Consider the following 15,859-nt stretch of genomic DNA (forward strand, 5'->3'; position numbering starts at 1 on the left):
CGCCGCCGGGCCACCGAGACCGCCCGGGCGCGCGGCGACGCCGCCACCGCGCGGGCCGTGGCCTGACCGGCCCGGCCCCCGAGACGAAACCCGTGCCGTGCCTGCCTCCCCTCCACGTCCTCCCGCCGCCCCGTCCCGACGCCACCGGCCCGAGCCGGGGCCCGGCGACCCGTCACTCCCCCGCGATCAGGCCGGTCCGCCCATGAACCCACCCGCCTTCCAGCGGGCCGTCGACACGCTGCGCGAGATCCTCGACGGGCCCGCCCTCCGGCCGGAGCTCGACCTTGAGGACATGGCCGCCCCGCAGAGCCTCGCGCCCTACGCGGCGGCCATGTCCGGCAGCGTCTACCGCGACGACGACACCGAGGTCGCCATGGGCCGCCTCATCGTGCTGTACGACCCCGAGGGCCGCTCCGGATGGACGAACGGCTTCCGCGTCGTCGCCTACATCCGCGCCGACCTGGAGCCCGACATCGCCGCCGACGAGCTGATCGGCTCCGTCGCGTGGGACTGGCTGCTGGAGGCCCTGGAGCCCGCCGGCTACGCGGGGGTGTCGGGGACGATCACCCGCGCGGTGTCGGAGAGCTTCGGCGACAAGCGCGACGAGCCGTCCACCACGGAGCTGGAGCTGCGCGCCTCGTGGTCCCCGACGGGCGACGATCTCGCCGGTCACGTCCTGGCCTGGTGCGAGGTGATGTGCACCACGGCGGGGCTTCCGCCGACCGGTGTGACCGCCCTGCCGGACCGGCCGGGCGGCGGGGGCGGCTGAGCGACGTACGGTAGGGGGCGTGAGCACAGCGTCCGAAACCGAGGCGGCGGGGGAGAACACGGAAGCAGTGGGAGTGTCCGAAACGCGCGCCACCGGCCCCGAACGGGGCGCCGGTGCGGAGAAGACGGCGGCGACCCCTCCCGGGAGCGTTCCCGGCCCGGCCGGGCCGGACCCCGGCCCGGCCGGCGCGGAGACCGACACCGGTCCCCCCGCCGTCCCGCTGCTGGAGCCGCGCGACGGCGTCCCGCCGGTCCTCACCGCTCCGGCCGACCTGGAGCGCGTCATCGCGGCGTTCGCCGCGGGCACCGGTCCCGTCGCGGTCGACGCCGAGCGGGCCTCCGGCTACCGGTACGGCCAGCGCGCCTACCTGATCCAGCTGCGCCGCGCGGGCGCCGGCACCGCGCTGATCGACCCGGTCGCGCTGCCCGACCTGTCCGGGCTGGACGCCGCGCTCGCCGACGCCGAGATGGTCCTGCACGCCGCCAACCAGGACCTGCCGTGCCTGGCCGAGGTCGGCCTCGTCCCGCGCCGGCTGTTCGACACCGAGCTGGCCGGGCGGCTGCTCGGCTACCCCCGGGTGGGGCTCGGCTCCATGGTCGAGAACGTCCTCGGCTTCGTGCTGGAGAAGGGCTACTCGGCGGCCGACTGGTCGACGCGCCCCCTTCCCGAGGACTGGCTGCACTACGCCGCGCTCGACGTCGAGCTGCTGGTCGAGCTGCGCGACGCGCTCCACGACCAGCTGGAGGCGGCGGGCAAGCTGGAGTGGGCGCGCGAGGAGTTCGCCGCGATCCTCACCACGCCGCCGAAGCCGCCGCGCCCCGACCCGTGGCGCCGCACGTCCGGCATCCACCGGGTGCGCAACCGGCGGGCGCTCGCCGCCGTCCGCGAGGTCTGGGAGGCGCGCGACAAGATCGCCCGGGAGCGGGACCTGTCCCCCGGCCGGGTACTGCAGGACGCGGCGATCATCGAGCTGGCGCAGAAGTCGCCGAAGACCCCGGCCGAGCTGCAGGCCCTGCCGACGATGCGGGGCCGCGGCGCCCGCCGGCACCAGTCGGCGTGGCTGCGCGCCGTCGCCCGCGCCCGCGAGCTCGGCGAGCGCGGGCTGCCCGAGTCGAACCTGCCCGGCGACGGGCCGCCGCCCGCGCACCGCTGGGCCGACCGCGACCCGGAGGCCGCCAAGCGGCTCACCGCCGCCCGCGCCGTCGTCGCCGCGCTCGCCGACGAGCACTCGATGCCGTCGGAGAACCTCGTCCAGCCCGACTACGTCCGCCGGCTGGCGTGGACGCCCCCCGCGGAGTCGTCGCCGTCCGCGATCGGCGCCGCGCTGCGCGACCTCGGCGCCCGCCGCTGGCAGGTCGAGCTCACCGCGCAGCCGATCGCCAAGGCGTTCCTCCGCCTCGAAAGCAAAGGTGAGCTGTAGGCCGGACTTGCACGGGGGCGGCCGCGAGGCACACACTGGCTTAGGTTAGCTTTGCCTAAAACGTGTGTTGATCCCCCGAGGAGTACGTCGATGCTGCTGGGCAACTTCCTCATCGGCCTGCGCGAGGGGCTCGAGGCCGCCCTGGTCGTGAGCATCCTGATCGCGTACCTGGTGAAGACCGGCAACCGCCGGGCCCTGCTCCCCGTCTGGACGGGCATCGGCGCCGCCGTCGTCCTGGCGTGCGGTTTCGGGATCGCGCTGAGCGCCGCGTCGTCGGAGATGCAGTTCAAGACGCAGGAGCTGTTCGGCGGCGTGCTGTCGATCATCGCGGTGGGGCTGGTCACCTGGATGGTCTTCTGGATGCGCAAGACCGCCCGGTTCATGAAGGCCGAACTGGAGGGCCGGCTGGAGGGCGCGCTCGACGTCGGCCCGGTCGCCCTCGCCGCCGTCGCGTTCCTGGCCGTGGGCCGCGAGGGGCTGGAGACGGCGCTGTTCCTGTGGACCAACATCTCCAACTCCTCCGGCGGGTCCACCCAGCCGATCATCGGCGCGTTCCTCGGCCTCGCGGTCGCCGTCGCCCTCGGCTACCTGCTCTACCGCGGCGGCCTCAAGATCAACCTCAAGCGCTTCTTCACGTGGACGGGCGCCGCGCTCATCGTCGTCGCCGCCGGCGTCTTCGGCTACGGCTTCCACGACCTGCAGGAGGCGGAGGTCTTCCCCGGCCTGCACGCGGTCGCGCTGGAGCCGCACGCCTTCTTCGCCAAGTTCGGCGGTGCCGGCGACTGGATGCAGACCGTCTTCCAGGGCGTCCTGAACGTCACCCCGCAGATCACCTGGCTGCAGCTGGTCATGTGGGCGGCCTACCTGGTGCCGGTGATGGTGCTGTTCCTGCGCAGCCCGTCGCCGACCAAGCCCGCCCCGGCCAAGGCCACCGAGCCGGCGCCGACGTCCTGACGCCGCGTCACAGGTCCGGCAGCGGGTCGCGGGGAAGGCTGTCGCGGGCGAAGACCTCGGCGTCGGCCGCGTTGACGACCGGCACGTACTCGTCGTCGAGCTCGAACACCGCGCCCGCGAACTCGAACGACGCTCCGACGCCCGTCTCCACCGGCCCGATCCGGGTGCCGCGCGGGTAGCTGCCCCAGATGCTCTTCGGGGTGCTGCGGCTCAGCGGGCCGGTGGAGATCACCGCGACCTGGTCGCCGGTGACGACGAAGACGAAGCCCGCACCGCCGCCGTAGGTCATCGCGGGAAAGATGTAGCGGATCTCCCCGTCGATGCCGAGGAACTCCCTGCAGCGCTCGCGGAGCGGGCGTGGCACCGGCATGGCGGTTGGGGCACCTCCCCCAGGGCGGGTCGACGTCGCCCCAATCATGCACCGATCGGACAGATCGTGACCAGTCTCAGGCGGTCGCCAGCGCCGCGGTCGGCGGCAGCCGCGCGGCCCGCGCCGCCGGGTACAGTCCCGCGACCGTCCCGATCGCCAGGGTCGCGGCGAGCGCGCCGCCGAGCGCCCACGCCGGCACGACCGGCGGCCACCCCTTCCACAGAGCGAACCCCGCCGTCACCGCCGCGCCGAGCACGACCCCGGCCGCGCCGCCGAACGCCGACAGCAGCAGCGACTCGGCGAGGAACTGGACCCGCACCTGGCCGCGGGTGGCGCCGAGCGACCGGCGCAGCCCGATCTCGCGGCGCCGCTCCAGCACCGAGATCACCATCGTGTTGGCGACCCCGACCCCGCCGACCAGCAGCGCGACGGCGCCGAGCCCGAGCAGCAGCCCGGTGAACGCCCCGGACGCCGCGGCCCGCGCCTCCAGGGCGTCCGAGGGCCGGCTGACCTGGACCTCCTCCGGGTGCTCGGGGTCGACCGTCCGGGCCAGGACGTCCCGGACGTCGCCGACCGATGCGTCCGCGGAACGCTCGTAGATCGTCGTGGGGTGGCCGTCGAAGCCGAGGTACCGGCGGGCGGCGTCCCAGCCGACGAGGGCGGAGCGGTCGATCTCCGGGGCCAGCTCCGCCGGCCGCAGCACGCCGAGGACGACGAACCACCGGCCGCCGATCCAGACCTGGCCGCCCGCCCGGTCCAGGCCGAGCCGCCGCGCCGCCTCCGACCCGAGCACGACGGCGGGACGGCCCTCGGTCGCCGGGTCCAGCGCCCGCCCGCTCGCCGGCGCCACGTCGAGCGTGCCGAGCAGCCCCGCCGTGGCGGCCTGCACGGCGATCCCCTGGGTGACCTCCTCCGGGATCCGGTCGGTGCGGCGGACGGTGGCCTCCACCGACCCGGTCGCGCCGACCGCCGTGACCGTCCCGATCCGCCGCACCATCTCCGGCGCCGTCTCGGGCAGCTCCGCCTTGTCACCGAACAGCGTGTCGCCCGGCTTCGCCGTCAGCAGGTTCGTGCCCAGCCGGTCGAGCCGCCGGAGCAGGTCCTCCCTGCTGGAGGAGGAGATCCCGATGACGGCGACCATGGTCGCGATCCCGATCGCGATCCCGAGGGCCGACAGCACCGCCCGCGCCGGACGGGCCCGGAGCCCGCCGAGCCCGACGCGCAGCACGTCGCCCGCCCCGAGCCGCGCGGGCCTCATCGGCTCCCCCGCTCGTCCGCGACGATCAGACCGTCCCGGACCCGCACCCGCCGCGGCGCCCGCGCCGCCACCTCCGCGTCGTGCGTGATGACCGCGACGGTGGTGCCGGCGCGGTTCAGCTCGTCCAGCAGGGCGAGCACCTCGGCGCCCGCCGCGGAGTCGAGGTTGCCGGTCGGCTCGTCGGCGAGCAGCAGGTCGGGCTCGCCCACGACCGCCCTCGCGACCGCGACCCGCTGCTGCTCACCGCCCGACAGCTGGTGCGGCCGGTGCTCCGTCCGCCCCGCCAGCCCGACCCGTCCGAGCGCCGCCCGCGCCCGCTCCCGCCGCTCCCGCAACCCGACCCCGCCGTAGAGGAGCCCGTCGGCGACGTTGTCGAGGGCGCTCACCCCCGCGGCGAGGTGGAACTGCTGGAACACGAACCCGATGTGCCGCGCCCGCAGCGCCGACAGCTCCCGGTCCCCGAGCCCCGCGACCTCGTGCCCCGCGACCCGCACGCTCCCCCGGGTGGGCCGGTCCAGCGTCCCGATCATGTGCAGCAGCGTCGACTTCCCCGACCCGGACGGCCCGACGATCGCCACCAGCTCCCCCGGCGCGATCACCAGATCGACGCCCCGGAGAGCCGCGACACCGCCCGCGTACTCCTTGACCACCCCGGCCAGCTCCACGATGTCCGCGCCCCTGTCGTTCATTCCGCGGGCACCCCGACCTTCATGCCCTCGCGGAGCCCGTTCCCGGCCACCTCGACCCGCCCGCCGCCGAACGCCCCGGCCCGCACGGGCACCAGGCGCCTGGATCCGTCGACGACCTCGACTCCGAAGCCGCCCTCCCGCAGCGCCAGCAGCGCCTCTACCGGAACCGACAGAACACCTTCGCGCCGCTCGCTCTCCAGCTCGACACTGACCGGCGCCTCGTCCAGGCGTCCCGTCTCGGCGCCCCCTATCGAGATGTCGACGCCGACCGTGGTCTTCTGGTCCTGCCCCGACCCGGTCGTCAGGGCGACGCTGCCGACCTCGCTGATCGTCCCCTTGACGGACGCCCCGCCGGGCAGCTCCACCGACACCCGGGCGCCCTTCCTGGCGAGATCCTGCTTGTCGGCGTCCAGATCGACGTGCACGACCCGCCTCGTCCCGGCCACCGTCAGGACGGGCTGCCCCTGAGCGATCCGCTTCCCTTCGGGTGCCTTGACCTCCCGCACCCGCACGGCCCCGTCCGAGAAGACGACCTGACCCGGGTCGACCTGCCCGGTCTCCGCCAGCCCCCGGTCGTCCTGCCACTCTTCGACAGCGTCCTCCGTGGCCCCGGTGAACTCCCCGTCCACCGTCATGCCGCCATAGCCGAGAGCCCGCAGGTTCTCTTCGAGCTGCCGGACGTCCTTCCCAGAGGCGCCCTGACGCAGCGTCCGGTACATGGGCCGAGCGCCGTACATCAACGTCACGGGCCTGCCCGCCACCGACAGCAGCGTCTCCCCGCGCCGAACAGTCGCACCCGCCTCCGGCGCCCAGGTCACAACCCCGGACGTCCCGGTCCACACATCCCGGACATCGGCATAGGTGAGCTTCCCGTCCACCTTCTCGGTGTCCACGAGATCCCCCCGGCTCACCACCGCCGTCGCCAACGGAACCTGCGCCCCCTGCGCCTGGCTCCCGTCCCGGGTCCAGGCAAGGGCACCGCCGGCCACCACCACGACGGCGGCGGCCCCACCCGCGACCGCGACCCGCCTCACTTCCCGACCCCCGGCAGGCTGCCCTTGCACGCCTCCCGCGCCTTCTCCGCCTGCCCCCGGTCGACCTGCCCGGTCGGGAGCTTGATCTGCCCGTCCGGCCCCGGATCCGGGACGTCGACCCCGTGCTCGCGCATGCACTGCGCGAACTTGACGTACTGGTCCCGCACCTTCGGATCCTTGAGGTCGGGCATCTTCCCGCCCGCCTGGAGCCACGACTGGCACTTCTTCAGCGCCGCCTCCAACTTCGAGCGGTCGCCGCCCTTCCGCAGCCGCATCGCGTGCCCGTCCCCGCTTCCCGGGTCGGGAACGTCCACCCCGTTGTCCCGCATGCACTGCGCGAACTTCAGCTGAGCGTCCTCCGGAGAAACCGACCTGCTGGGAGAAGCAGATGCTGAGGCCACCCCACCAGCACTGGCCACCCCGGTCTGCTCCCCGTCACCCCCACACCCGGCAACGCCCCCGAGCACAAGCCCCGCGACAACACCCAGAACCCAAACCCTCATGCCGGCCCTCTCCCCGAAGCACCCTGCCCCGGCCCGCCCATCAGAGCCCGCAGAGGGTTAAACCCGCATTAGTGGCTGTTGTGAGTGCCTGGGGGCGGGACGCGGGCGCCGAGGGCGTGGTCGGCTTGGGTTCTGGCGTCGGCGGACCAGTGGGGGGCGTTCCATCGGTCGGCTATGGCGGCGGCCTGGGCGAAGTGGGCGGCGGCCTCGTCGGCGCGGCCGAGGAAGAGGGCGAGTTCGCCGAGCGTGTGGGCGACCGGACGCAGGGCCAGCGAGACGCTCTCCGCGCCGGCCGGGGGGCCATCGCGGTGGGGCAGCAGGTCCGCGTAGACCTCCGCTGCGGCGTCGCGGTCGTTCAGCGCGACGACCGCCATCGCGCGCAGGCTCGTCAGGAAGGTGAAGAAGAAGTCGGACCGGATCGGGGGCGGTGACGTGCGGGCCCGGCGTGCCTCGTCGGTGAGGCCGGCGGCGTGGAGGGCGAGCGCGAGCAGGTCGGTGACCATCGGGCCGAGCGCCTCGTGGAGAGCGCGCACGTCGTCCAGGTGGTCGCCGAGCGTGCCGTCGTTCAGCCAGATCACCGCCAGCGCGAGGCCGAGGAAGCCCGCGTGCACCGATCCGGCGCGCTCCATGCGTTCGGTGGCCTCGGTGTAGAGGCGCTGGGCGTCGGTGAACCGGCCCTCGATGAGGACCAGGGCCGCCAGCGCGATCTCGGCGGTGCTGATCGCCTCCGGCATCCGGTAGGCGCGGGCGAGGTCGAGCGCCTCCCCGGTCATCCGGCGCATGGTCGCGGGGTCGTTGGCCGCGGCGGCGATCGCGGCCTGGTCGAGCAGCCCGTTCACGCGGTAGACGGGCAGGTCGTGCTCGACGCCGATCTCCACCAGCTCGCGGGCGTACTCCTCCCCAGCGTGGTCGCCGGCCAGGACCAGGAGCGCCGCCGCCCGGAGGCGGGGATCGGTGGCGAGTCCGAGCGCTTCCCGCGCCGCCGCCATGGCCGTCGGATCGTCCTCGCCCACCAGTTCCGCGGCGTACGCGGTGAGGAGGCGGGACCGCACGTCGGGGGCGAGGTCCGTCCGCTCGAGCAGGCGGCCGAGGCGGCCGACGACGGGACGGTCGACCGTGCCGTACGTGCGGGCCTGCCAGGGGGTCGGCTCGGTCCAGGCGGTGAACGCGGCGATCACCAGGTCGTCGCGGCCGATCGATTCGGCGTACTCCACGGCCTGCTCGCGCGTGGCCCGGGCCGCGGCGACCGCCCCGGCCCTGACCTGCGCGCGCAGCAGCCTGCCGAACAGGTCGACGCGCTCGTCCGGGTCGCTGGAGTTGGCGACGGCGTCGGTGAGGAGCGCGACCGCCACGTCGTGGGCGTAGCGCGCCTCGGCCAGCTCGGCCGCCCGGACGCAGTAGCCGACGGCCTTCGGCGATCCCGCTCGCGCATAGTGGTGGGCGAGCGCCGCGACGTCGCCGGTGCCCTCCAGGGCGGCGGCGATCCGGGCGTGCATCCTGGTGGCCCGCAACCGGGTGACGTCGGCGACCAGTGTGTCCCTGACCAGCGCGTGAACGAACCGGATGCGCCCGGGCCCGGGCTCGTCGAGCAACCCGGCGATGACGCCCGCGTCCAGCGCGTCCAGCACCCCGTCCTCGTCGGAGTCGGCGGCCCGCACGAGCACGTCCACGGAGCTCTCCCGGCCGGCCACGGCCGCCAGCCGCAACACGGACACGCCGCTCTGCGGGAGCCGCGCGAGCCGGCGCCGCAGCACGTCCCGTACACCGTCCGGGACCTCGGAGAGCGCGACCAGCGCGCCCTCGCCGTTCAGCAGCCGCGCGCTTTCCCGCACGTAGAACGGGTTCCCGCCGGTCCGCTCCGCGATCCCGGCCACGGTCGCATCGTCGGCCTCGCACTCGGCACGCACGAGTTCCGCGACGGCGTCGCCTTCCAGTCCGGGCAGGTCCAGCCGGAGCGGCGCGGCACGGGCGAGGGACCCGAGTGTTTCGGTGAGGCGCTCGCTCTCGTCCGCTCGGTACGCCGCGACGACCAGGATCGGGGCCCGTGCGCCGACGCCGCCGCGGAGAAGTTCCAGCGTGGCGGCGTCCGCCCAGTGGAGATCGTCCAGGACGACGGCGACCGGCCGGTCGGCGGCGGCCGCAGCGAGCCAGTTCCACACGGCCCGCCGCAGCCGGAACCGTCCGGCCGCCGCGTCGTCGTCCATCGTCGCGGAGTCGGAGAGCAGCGGCGCCAGGTCGTCCGCGAAGTCTCCCGGCGGAACGTTCGAGGCCACCTTCCGCAGCGCCTCGACCCACGCCCACGCGGGCGGCGCGCCGTCCACCTCGGGGCAGCGCCCGGCGGCCACGAGCCACCCGTCCCGTGCGAGCCGCGCCCCGAAGTGCTCAAGAAGCGTCGACTTGCCGAGACCCGCCTCCCCGGTGACGAGCACGACCCGCGCGCCATCGGCGGTGGCCTCCCCGGCGGCCGCCACGAGCGCCGCGAGCTCGCGTTCCCGCCCCACGAACCTCGTCGCGCCGGGCCCGTCGCCCCGAGCCGGCGGCGCGGTCGCCCGGGGCCGGGACGCGTAGACGGGAACGGCCGAGCGGAGGACCTCCGTGCGCTGGGTGAGGATCGCCTCTTCCAGAGCCACCAGGTCCGGGCCGGGGTCGAGGCCCAGCTCGTCGGCGAAGACGGCGCGGGCGCGGCGGAGCGCGGCCAGGGCGTCGGCCTGGCGGCCACTGCTCCACAGCGCGAGAGCGTGCATGCGCCAGCCCTCCTCGCGCAGGGGTTCGTCGCGGGTGAGCCCCTCGGCCTCGGGCACCACCGCCGCGGGGTCGCCGAGCCGCAACCCCGCGGCGACGCGCAGTTCGCGGGCGACCACACGCAGCTCGTTCAGCCGGGCGGTCTCGGCCGCGGCCCACGGCTCGTCGGCGACCTCGGCGAACGCGGGTCCGCGCCACAGCGCCAGCGCCTCGTCCAGCCGGGCGCGGGCGTCACGGGGGTCGGCGAGCGCACGGGCCTCGTCGAGCAGCTCCTCGAAGCGCCACGCGTCCACCGACCTCGGCGGCAGCCGCAGCGCGTAGCCGGGGGACGCGCTCACCAGTAGGCGCGCCGGGGCCCGCGGCGGGCGGCCGGGCTCCAGCAGGCGGCGCAGGTTGGAGACGTACGCCTGCAACGACGCCAGGGCGCGGGACGGCGCTTCGCCGCGCCACAGGTCCTCGACCATCCGGTCGACCGGCACGACGTGCCCGCGCGCGGCCACCAGCAGGGCCAGGACGCCCCGCTGCCGCGGTCCGCCGAGAGGAACGGGCTCGCCGCCGGCCTCGGCCGCGAACGAGCCCAACACCCTGATCAAGACCATGAGGTCACACATCGTACGCGCGGCCGCCGGACGCGTTCCAAGCCGGCTCCAAGTGCCCTCCAAACATCCGGGAGCAGCCTTGAGCACGTCGGACAGGACAGACGAAGGGCAGGACCGCATGAGCGTCAACACCCAGGACATGGAGATCGTCCACCGCGCCTTCCGCCGGGAGTCGCGGCTGCTCGTGGAACTCGTCGCGGCGGTCGCCCCGGGTGACACCGCTCGCGCCAAGGTGGTCGCCGACCACTTCCGCGACTACCGGCTGGGGCTGAAGAACCACCACGAGGGCGAGGACGAGCTGCTGTGGCCGCCGCTCCTGTCCCGGGTCGATCTGGAGGCGGACGTCGTCCTGCGCATGGAGGCGCAGCACGAGCGCGTCGCGGCCACGATGACCAGGCTGGACGCCGCCGTCCCGGCGTGGGAGGCCACCGCCGGAGCCGACGAGCGCGACACCCTCGTGGCGGCCCTCGCCGAGCACCGCGCGGTCCTGCTCGAACACCTCGACGACGAGGAGGCCACCCTCCTTCCGCTCGCGGCCGAGCACATCACCGAGCAGGAGTGGGCCGCGCAGGGCGACCACCTGGTGGCCAACACGCCCAAGCTCACCCTGCTCACGCTCTTCGGCCTCGTCCTGGAGGACGCGAACCCGGCCGAACGCGCGATCCTCCTCTCCGCCCTCCCCCGGCCGGTCCGCGGCATCTGGCACGTCATCGGCCGCCCCCGCTACGCCCGCCACATCCGCCGCGTCCGCGCCGCCTGACCTTCCCCCCTCACCGAGCTCGCCGAAGACCCGCAAGGAGAAGAATCATGTCGCTGAAGAACATCAACACCGCCCTGGCCGCCGCCTTCATCCTCTTCGTCCTCTGGTTCGGGACGGAGTTCATCCTGAGCCCGGAGACGACCGCGCCGGGCTTCGGCCTGCCGGACTCGCCGTCCGGCGACGGCGGCGGCTTCCTGATCGTCAAGGGAATCCGCGACGTCGTCCTGGCCCTGGTCCTGGGCATCCTGCTGGTGACGGGCCACCGCCGGGCGCTGGGCTGGGTGCTGCTGGTGGAGGCCCTCGCCGCCTACGGCGACATGGCCACCGTGCTGGCCCACCACGGCTCCGTGGCCACCGCGCTCGGTGTCCACTGCCTGACCGCGACGTTGATGGTGGTCAACGGCCTGTTGATGATGCGCGAGACCCGCAAGCCCGCGACCGCTCCGGCGTCGCCCGCCCCGCAGCACGCCTGACGCCGCCGCCCGGCCGAGTGCGACGGTGACCGAGCCCACCGGACGCCGCGGGCACAAGCTCGACGGTCAGCAGGCGGCTAGAGCTGTAGTCAGCTCGTGCAGGGTCGCTATGCGGTGTATGCCGGACGGGGTCGGGAGCGCCGTTTCTGCTCGGTCGAGCCAGATGGCGTGGAGGCCCGCGTTGCGTGCGCCTTCGGCGTCCACGTCCAGCTTGTCACCGACGTAGGCGACCTTGGCGGGAGGGAGGTCGAGGGCGGCGCAGGCGGCCAGGAACGCCGATGGGCTTGGTTTCGCGCAGCCGAGTCGGTCAGAGCAGAGGAGCACTTCGAAGTGGTGGCGTAGCCCCAGGGCCGTCAGCCGGCGCTCCTGGTGGACGGTGCTGGAGTTGGACAGGATTCCTTGGCGGTAAGGAAGCGCGTCCAGCGCCGACGCCGCGTCGGGGAATGCCGACCACGCCGCTTCGAACAGCGCCTCGTACCGGTCGTGCCAGGCGTCTGCTTCGATGTCGCTCAGCGGACGGTCGACGAACGTGCGGGCTCTGACGCGGCGGTACTCGTCGTAGGTCAGCCGCCCCGCTGTGAGGTGCCGACGTGCGGTCTCGGTGATCCGGTGCCAGCGGTCCAGTGCGGCCTCGTCGGAGGGCAGGCCTTCCGCCTCGAAGTGGCGCAGCAGGCCGGTCCGTTCCGAGCCGGTGAAATCGAAGATCGTGTCGTCGACGTCCCACAGCACGGCCTCGATCATGGTTTGAGGCTAGTTCCCGGATGGGGTTTGATGCGCTGGTCGTACGACGTCCGCGCGGCTGAACGGAGCAGGGGATGAAGGCTGTGCGTTTCAGCCGGTTCGGAGGGCCGGAGGTCCTCGAGGTCGTGGATCTGCCCGATCCGCATCCGGGGGCCGGTGAGGTGCGGGTCGCGGTGCGCGCGGCCGGGGTCAGTGCCAGCGACTGGAAGAAGCGCGGGGGGCTGATGGACCAGGACCTCCCCCAGACCCTGGGGTACGAGGCGGCGGGCGTCGTCGACGAGGTCGGCGACGGCGTGGCGGACGTGGCCGTCGGCGACCGCGTGTTCGGTTTCTGCGTGCAGGGCGCGGCCCAGGCCGAGCTGGCCGTGCTGTCCCACTACGCGCCGATCCCGCCCTCGCTCGACTTCGTCGGTGCCGCCGCGCTGCCGGCGGCCATCGAGACGGCCGCGCGCGCTCTCGACCAGCTCGGTGTCCGGGACGGCTCCACGCTGCTCGTCAACGGCGCGTCCGGAAGCGTCGGCGGCGCCGCGGTGCAGCTCGCCGTCGCGCGGGGCGCGAGGGTGATCGGTACCGCCGGGCCGGCGAACCAGGAGTATCTGCGCTCGCTGGGGGCCGAGCCGGTCGTCTACGGCGCGGGTGTCGTCGAGCGGGTCCGTGCGCTGGCGCCCGGCGGGGTGGACGTGGCGCTCGACGTCGCCGGGAGCGGGGTGCTGCCCGAGCTGATCGAACTCGCCGGCGGCGCGGAGCACGTCGTCACGGTCGCCGACTTCGGCGGCGCCCGGGAGCACGGGGTGCGGTTCAGCCGCGGGGACGAGGGCAGCGCGGTCCACGTGCTCGGCGAGATCGGCGCGCTGGTCGAGGCGGGGCGCTTCTCGCCGCCCGTCACGCGGACCTTCCCGCTCGCCGAGGTCGCCGAGGCGCACCGTGCCGGGGAGGGCGGTCACGCGGGCGGCAAGCTCGTCCTGCTCGTCGGCTGAGCTGGGGCGATACGAGGTCGGGGCGCGGCGCCGGGGTAGGGTCCGGGTGTGGGGCGGGCGGTGTCTCGGGATCCCGATCGGCTGGTCCTGTTCACTGATGCGGTCGTCGCGATCGCCGTGACGCTCCTTGTGCTGCCGCTGGTCGACGTGGTGCCGGAGGCGGTGCACGAGCACCGGCGGTCGGTCGAGGTCGTCACCGGGCACCTCCCGCAGATCTGGGCGTTCACGCTCAGCTTCGTGGTGATCACCCGGTTGTGGTTCGTGCATCACCGGGTGTTCGAGCACGTCGGCGGCTACACGCGCGGTCTGATGGCGCTGAACACGGGATGGCTGTTCGCCGTCGTGGTCCTGCCGTTCCCCACGCAGATGGTCGCCTCATATCCGGGGGACGATCGCTTCACCGTGATGCTCTACATCGGGAACGTCCTGGTCGCGACCGCCTTCCAGGCCGGGCTGACCGTGCTCTCCTACCGGGACCCGGACATCGCGTCGAAGACGGATCCGGCCGAGATCGGGTCGGTCCGCGGGGCCCTGTCGGCCGTGGCGCTGCTCGGACTGAGCCTCGCCGTGGTCGCGGTGTTCCCCGGCGTCTCGTACCTCGCCCTGCTGCTGCTCTTCCTCTCGAAGCCGGTGAGCAGGATCTGGAGCCACGCCGGTCTGTGACCGCCTCGCTTATCGGGGTTTAACCCCTCTCGCGTCATGCTCGGCGGCATGCGTGTACTGATCGTTGAGGACGAGCGGGTGCTCGCGGACACGATCGCCGAGGGCCTGCGGGACGAGGCGATGGCCGTGGACGTGGTGTACGACGGCGACGACGCGCTGGAGCGCGCCTCCTACAACGAGTACGACGTGGTGGTCCTCGACCGGGACCTGCCGACGGTCCACGGGGACGAGGTGTGCCGGGAGCTGGTGGGGCGGCGGAGTCCCACCCGGATCCTGATGCTGACCGCGTCCGGGGACGTCGACGACCGGGTGGACGGGCTGACGCTCGGCGCCGACGACTACCTGCCCAAGCCGTTCGTGTTCGGCGAGCTGGTGGCGCGGGTGCGGGCGCTGGCGCGCAGGTCGGGGCCGCCGGTGCCGCCCGTCCTGGAGGGGCGGGGCATCCGGCTCGATCCGCACCGGCGCAGGGCGGCGAGGGACGGGCGGGAGCTGCGGCTCACCAACAAGGAGTTCGCCGTGCTGGAGGAGCTGCTGCGGGCGGAGGGCGGCGTGGTGAGCGCCGAGCGGCTGCTGGAGCGGGCGTGGGACGAGAACATCGACCCGTTCAGCAACATCGTCCGGGTCACGATGGCGACGCTGCGGCGCAAGCTCGGGCAGCCGCCGGTGATCGAGACGGTGACGGGGTCCGGGTACCGGCTGGAGGCGCGGTGAAGAGGCTGAGCGTCAGGACGCGGCTCACGCTGGTGTACGGGTCGCTGTTCCTCGTCACGTCGGCGGCGCTGGTCGCGGTGACGTACCTGCTGACCGTCAGGTCGATGGACGCCCGGTTCACCGGGCGCCAGAGCGCGGACACGACGACGATCACCCGCTTGCGCGCGCTCGCCCTCGACGGGGACGTCACCCAGCTGGTGAAGTTGAAGGCCGACGCCGACCGGGAGCTGGCGCGGCAGAAGCACGAGGTCCTGGCGCAGCTCCTGCAGAGCTCCCTGGTGACGATGCTGGTGCTGGGCGTCCTGGGCGTGGTGATCGGGTACGTGGTGGCGGGGCGGATGCTGCGGCCGCTGCACACGGTGACCGCGACGGCGCGGCGGCTGTCGGAGAGCAACCTGCACGAGCGGATCGCGCTGGACGGCCCGCAGGACGAGATCAAGGACCTGGCCGACACCTTCGACCGGATGCTGGACCGGCTGAACCGCGCGTTCGACGCCCAGCGCCGGTTCGTCGCGAACGCCTCGCACGAGCTGCGCACGCCGCTGACCATCAACCGGACGGTGCTGGAGGTCGCGCTGGCGAGCCGGAGGAGCCCGCCGGAGACGAGGGCGCTCGCGGACGTCCTGCTCGGCAACACCGCGCGCCACGAGCGGCTCATCGAGGGGCTGCTGCTGCTCGCGAAGTCCGAGCGGGAGCCGGCCGCGCGGGTCGGCACGCCGCTGCGGGACGTGGTGCGCAGCGCGCTCGACCAGCTCGACGGCCGGGCGGAGGAGGCGGGCGTGGACGTCGAGGCCCGGCTCGGCCCGGCCGCGGTGACCGGCGACCCGGTGCTGCTGGAGCGGTGCGCCGTGAACCTGGTGGAGAACGCCGTGAAGTACAACGTGCGGGACGGGCGGGTGTGGGTGCGCACGGGCGTCCGGGACGGCGAGGCGTTCCTTCAGGTGGCCAACACCGGGCGGCCCGTCCCGTCCTACGAGGTCGCGACGATCTTCGAGCCGTTCCGGCGGCTGCGCGCGGACCGGACGGGTTCCAGGGACGGGGCGGGACTCGGCCTGTCGATCGTGCGGGCGGTCGTCGCGGCGCACGGCGGCTCGATCGACACCGTCCCGCGGCCGGACGGCGGCCTGTCGATCACGATCCGCCTGCCGGTGTCCCCCGAACCCGCCCTCGCGGTCTAGGGCCTACTTGAATCGGCC

General features: G+C 74.1%; 16 protein-coding genes. 9 read left to right on the forward strand and 7 right to left on the reverse strand.

From position 1 onward, the window contains the following. Positions 1–202: 202 nt before the first annotated feature. The 3 genes from AB0K37_RS15565 (at position 203) to efeU (ending at position 3,143) form a co-directional block, all read left to right on the forward strand. A complete protein-coding gene (locus tag AB0K37_RS15565) occupies positions 203–769 on the forward strand; it encodes a DUF3000 domain-containing protein (RefSeq protein ID WP_363980629.1) in 567 nt (188 codons plus the stop codon). Positions 770–989: 220 nt separating this feature from the next. Beyond that, the gene (locus AB0K37_RS15570) at positions 990–2,189 is read left to right on the forward strand and encodes a ribonuclease D (RefSeq protein ID WP_363980739.1); all 1,200 of its coding nucleotides are present in this window, start codon (positions 990–992) and stop codon (positions 2,187–2,189) included. A 90-nt stretch (positions 2,190–2,279) separates the two neighbouring features. Continuing rightward, the gene (gene efeU, locus AB0K37_RS15575) at positions 2,280–3,143 is read left to right on the forward strand and encodes an iron uptake transporter permease EfeU (RefSeq protein ID WP_363980632.1); all 864 of its coding nucleotides are present in this window, start codon (positions 2,280–2,282) and stop codon (positions 3,141–3,143) included. Positions 3,144–3,150: 7 nt separating this feature from the next. On the opposite strand, the gene AB0K37_RS15580 is transcribed toward efeU, so the two are convergent. The 6 genes from AB0K37_RS15580 to AB0K37_RS15605 form a co-directional block, all read right to left on the reverse strand. Beyond that, positions 3,151–3,513, reverse strand: a complete 363-nt coding sequence (locus tag AB0K37_RS15580) for a hypothetical protein (protein ID WP_363980635.1) — start codon at positions 3,511–3,513, stop codon at positions 3,151–3,153. 76 nt (positions 3,514–3,589) lie between these two features. After that, on the reverse strand, positions 3,590–4,771 hold the full coding sequence (locus tag AB0K37_RS15585) for an ABC transporter permease (RefSeq protein ID WP_363980637.1): 1,182 nt from the start codon (positions 4,769–4,771) through the stop codon (positions 3,590–3,592). Beyond that, entirely contained in the window at positions 4,768–5,460 is a 693-nt protein-coding gene (locus AB0K37_RS15590) for an ABC transporter ATP-binding protein (protein WP_363980640.1), read from the reverse strand. Before AB0K37_RS15590 ends, AB0K37_RS15585 begins: the two co-directional genes overlap by 4 nt. Beyond that, a complete protein-coding gene (locus AB0K37_RS15595) occupies positions 5,457–6,353 on the reverse strand; it encodes a peptidoglycan-binding protein (RefSeq protein WP_363980643.1) in 897 nt (298 codons plus the stop codon). Before AB0K37_RS15595 ends, AB0K37_RS15590 begins: the two co-directional genes overlap by 4 nt. Before the next feature lie 137 nt (positions 6,354–6,490). Next, positions 6,491–6,823 carry a hypothetical protein gene (locus tag AB0K37_RS15600; RefSeq protein ID WP_363980646.1) on the reverse strand — a complete coding sequence of 111 codons (333 nt, stop codon included), beginning with the start codon at positions 6,821–6,823 and terminating at the stop codon, positions 6,491–6,493. A 242-nt stretch (positions 6,824–7,065) separates the two neighbouring features. Next, the gene (locus tag AB0K37_RS15605; protein ID WP_363980649.1) at positions 7,066–10,338 is read right to left on the reverse strand and encodes a BTAD domain-containing putative transcriptional regulator; all 3,273 of its coding nucleotides are present in this window, start codon (positions 10,336–10,338) and stop codon (positions 7,066–7,068) included. Positions 10,339–10,456: 118 nt separating this feature from the next. Between AB0K37_RS15605 and AB0K37_RS15610 the strand changes: the two genes are divergently transcribed. Together AB0K37_RS15610 and AB0K37_RS15615 are read left to right on the forward strand one after the other, a co-directional pair. Further along, on the forward strand, positions 10,457–11,098 hold the full coding sequence (locus AB0K37_RS15610) for a hemerythrin domain-containing protein (protein WP_363980652.1): 642 nt from the start codon (positions 10,457–10,459) through the stop codon (positions 11,096–11,098). Between the two features lie 47 nt (positions 11,099–11,145). After that, positions 11,146–11,571 (forward strand): DUF4267 domain-containing protein, encoded by a 426-nt coding sequence (locus tag AB0K37_RS15615; protein WP_363980655.1) that lies wholly within the window; start codon positions 11,146–11,148, stop codon positions 11,569–11,571. A gap of 66 nt (positions 11,572–11,637) precedes the next feature. Here the strand turns inward: AB0K37_RS15615 and AB0K37_RS15620 are convergent, their stop codons facing one another. Beyond that, positions 11,638–12,312, reverse strand: coding sequence for an HAD family hydrolase (locus tag AB0K37_RS15620; protein ID WP_363980658.1), 675 nt, complete (start codon positions 12,310–12,312; stop codon positions 11,638–11,640). A 74-nt stretch (positions 12,313–12,386) separates the two neighbouring features. Here AB0K37_RS15620 and AB0K37_RS15625 point away from each other — a divergent pair, with 74 nt between their 5' ends. The 4 genes from AB0K37_RS15625 to AB0K37_RS15640 are packed head-to-tail and all read left to right on the forward strand — an operon-like array spanning position 12,387 to position 15,841. Further along, positions 12,387–13,289 carry an NADP-dependent oxidoreductase gene (locus AB0K37_RS15625; protein WP_363980661.1) on the forward strand — a complete coding sequence of 301 codons (903 nt, stop codon included), beginning with the start codon at positions 12,387–12,389 and terminating at the stop codon, positions 13,287–13,289. Positions 13,290–13,349: 60 nt separating this feature from the next. Beyond that, a complete protein-coding gene (locus tag AB0K37_RS15630; RefSeq protein ID WP_363980664.1) occupies positions 13,350–13,952 on the forward strand; it encodes a TMEM175 family protein in 603 nt (200 codons plus the stop codon). A gap of 48 nt (positions 13,953–14,000) precedes the next feature. Next, positions 14,001–14,663, forward strand: a complete 663-nt coding sequence (locus tag AB0K37_RS15635) for a response regulator transcription factor (RefSeq protein WP_363980667.1) — start codon at positions 14,001–14,003, stop codon at positions 14,661–14,663. Continuing rightward, a complete protein-coding gene (locus AB0K37_RS15640; protein ID WP_363980670.1) occupies positions 14,660–15,841 on the forward strand; it encodes an ATP-binding protein in 1,182 nt (393 codons plus the stop codon). Before AB0K37_RS15635 ends, AB0K37_RS15640 begins: the two co-directional genes overlap by 4 nt. Positions 15,842–15,859: the final 18 nt, after the last annotated feature.

This window comes from Actinomadura sp. NPDC049753 (assembly GCF_040674655.1).
GTDB classification, from domain to species: Bacteria; Actinomycetota; Actinomycetes; order Streptosporangiales; family Streptosporangiaceae; genus Spirillospora; species Spirillospora verrucosospora.

Coding starts and splice junctions, on each gene's coding strand:
- AB0K37_RS15565 (WP_363980629.1), top strand. CDS start 203: ATGAACCCACCCGCCTTCCAGCGGGCCGTCGACACGCTGCGCGAGATC.
- efeU (WP_363980632.1), top strand. CDS start 2,280: ATGCTGCTGGGCAACTTCCTCATCGGCCTGCGCGAGGGGCTCGAGGCC.
- AB0K37_RS15580 (WP_363980635.1), bottom strand. CDS start 3,513: ATGCCGGTGCCACGCCCGCTCCGCGAGCGCTGCAGGGAGTTCCTCGGC.
- AB0K37_RS15585 (WP_363980637.1), bottom strand. CDS start 4,771: ATGAGGCCCGCGCGGCTCGGGGCGGGCGACGTGCTGCGCGTCGGGCTC.
- AB0K37_RS15590 (WP_363980640.1), bottom strand. CDS start 5,460: ATGAACGACAGGGGCGCGGACATCGTGGAGCTGGCCGGGGTGGTCAAG.
- AB0K37_RS15600 (WP_363980646.1), bottom strand. CDS start 6,823: ATGCGGGACAACGGGGTGGACGTTCCCGACCCGGGAAGCGGGGACGGG.
- AB0K37_RS15605 (WP_363980649.1), bottom strand. CDS start 10,338: ATGGTCTTGATCAGGGTGTTGGGCTCGTTCGCGGCCGAGGCCGGCGGC.
- AB0K37_RS15610 (WP_363980652.1), top strand. CDS start 10,457: ATGAGCGTCAACACCCAGGACATGGAGATCGTCCACCGCGCCTTCCGC.
- AB0K37_RS15615 (WP_363980655.1), top strand. CDS start 11,146: ATGTCGCTGAAGAACATCAACACCGCCCTGGCCGCCGCCTTCATCCTC.
- AB0K37_RS15620 (WP_363980658.1), bottom strand. CDS start 12,312: ATGATCGAGGCCGTGCTGTGGGACGTCGACGACACGATCTTCGATTTC.
- AB0K37_RS15625 (WP_363980661.1), top strand. CDS start 12,387: ATGAAGGCTGTGCGTTTCAGCCGGTTCGGAGGGCCGGAGGTCCTCGAG.
- AB0K37_RS15635 (WP_363980667.1), top strand. CDS start 14,001: ATGCGTGTACTGATCGTTGAGGACGAGCGGGTGCTCGCGGACACGATC.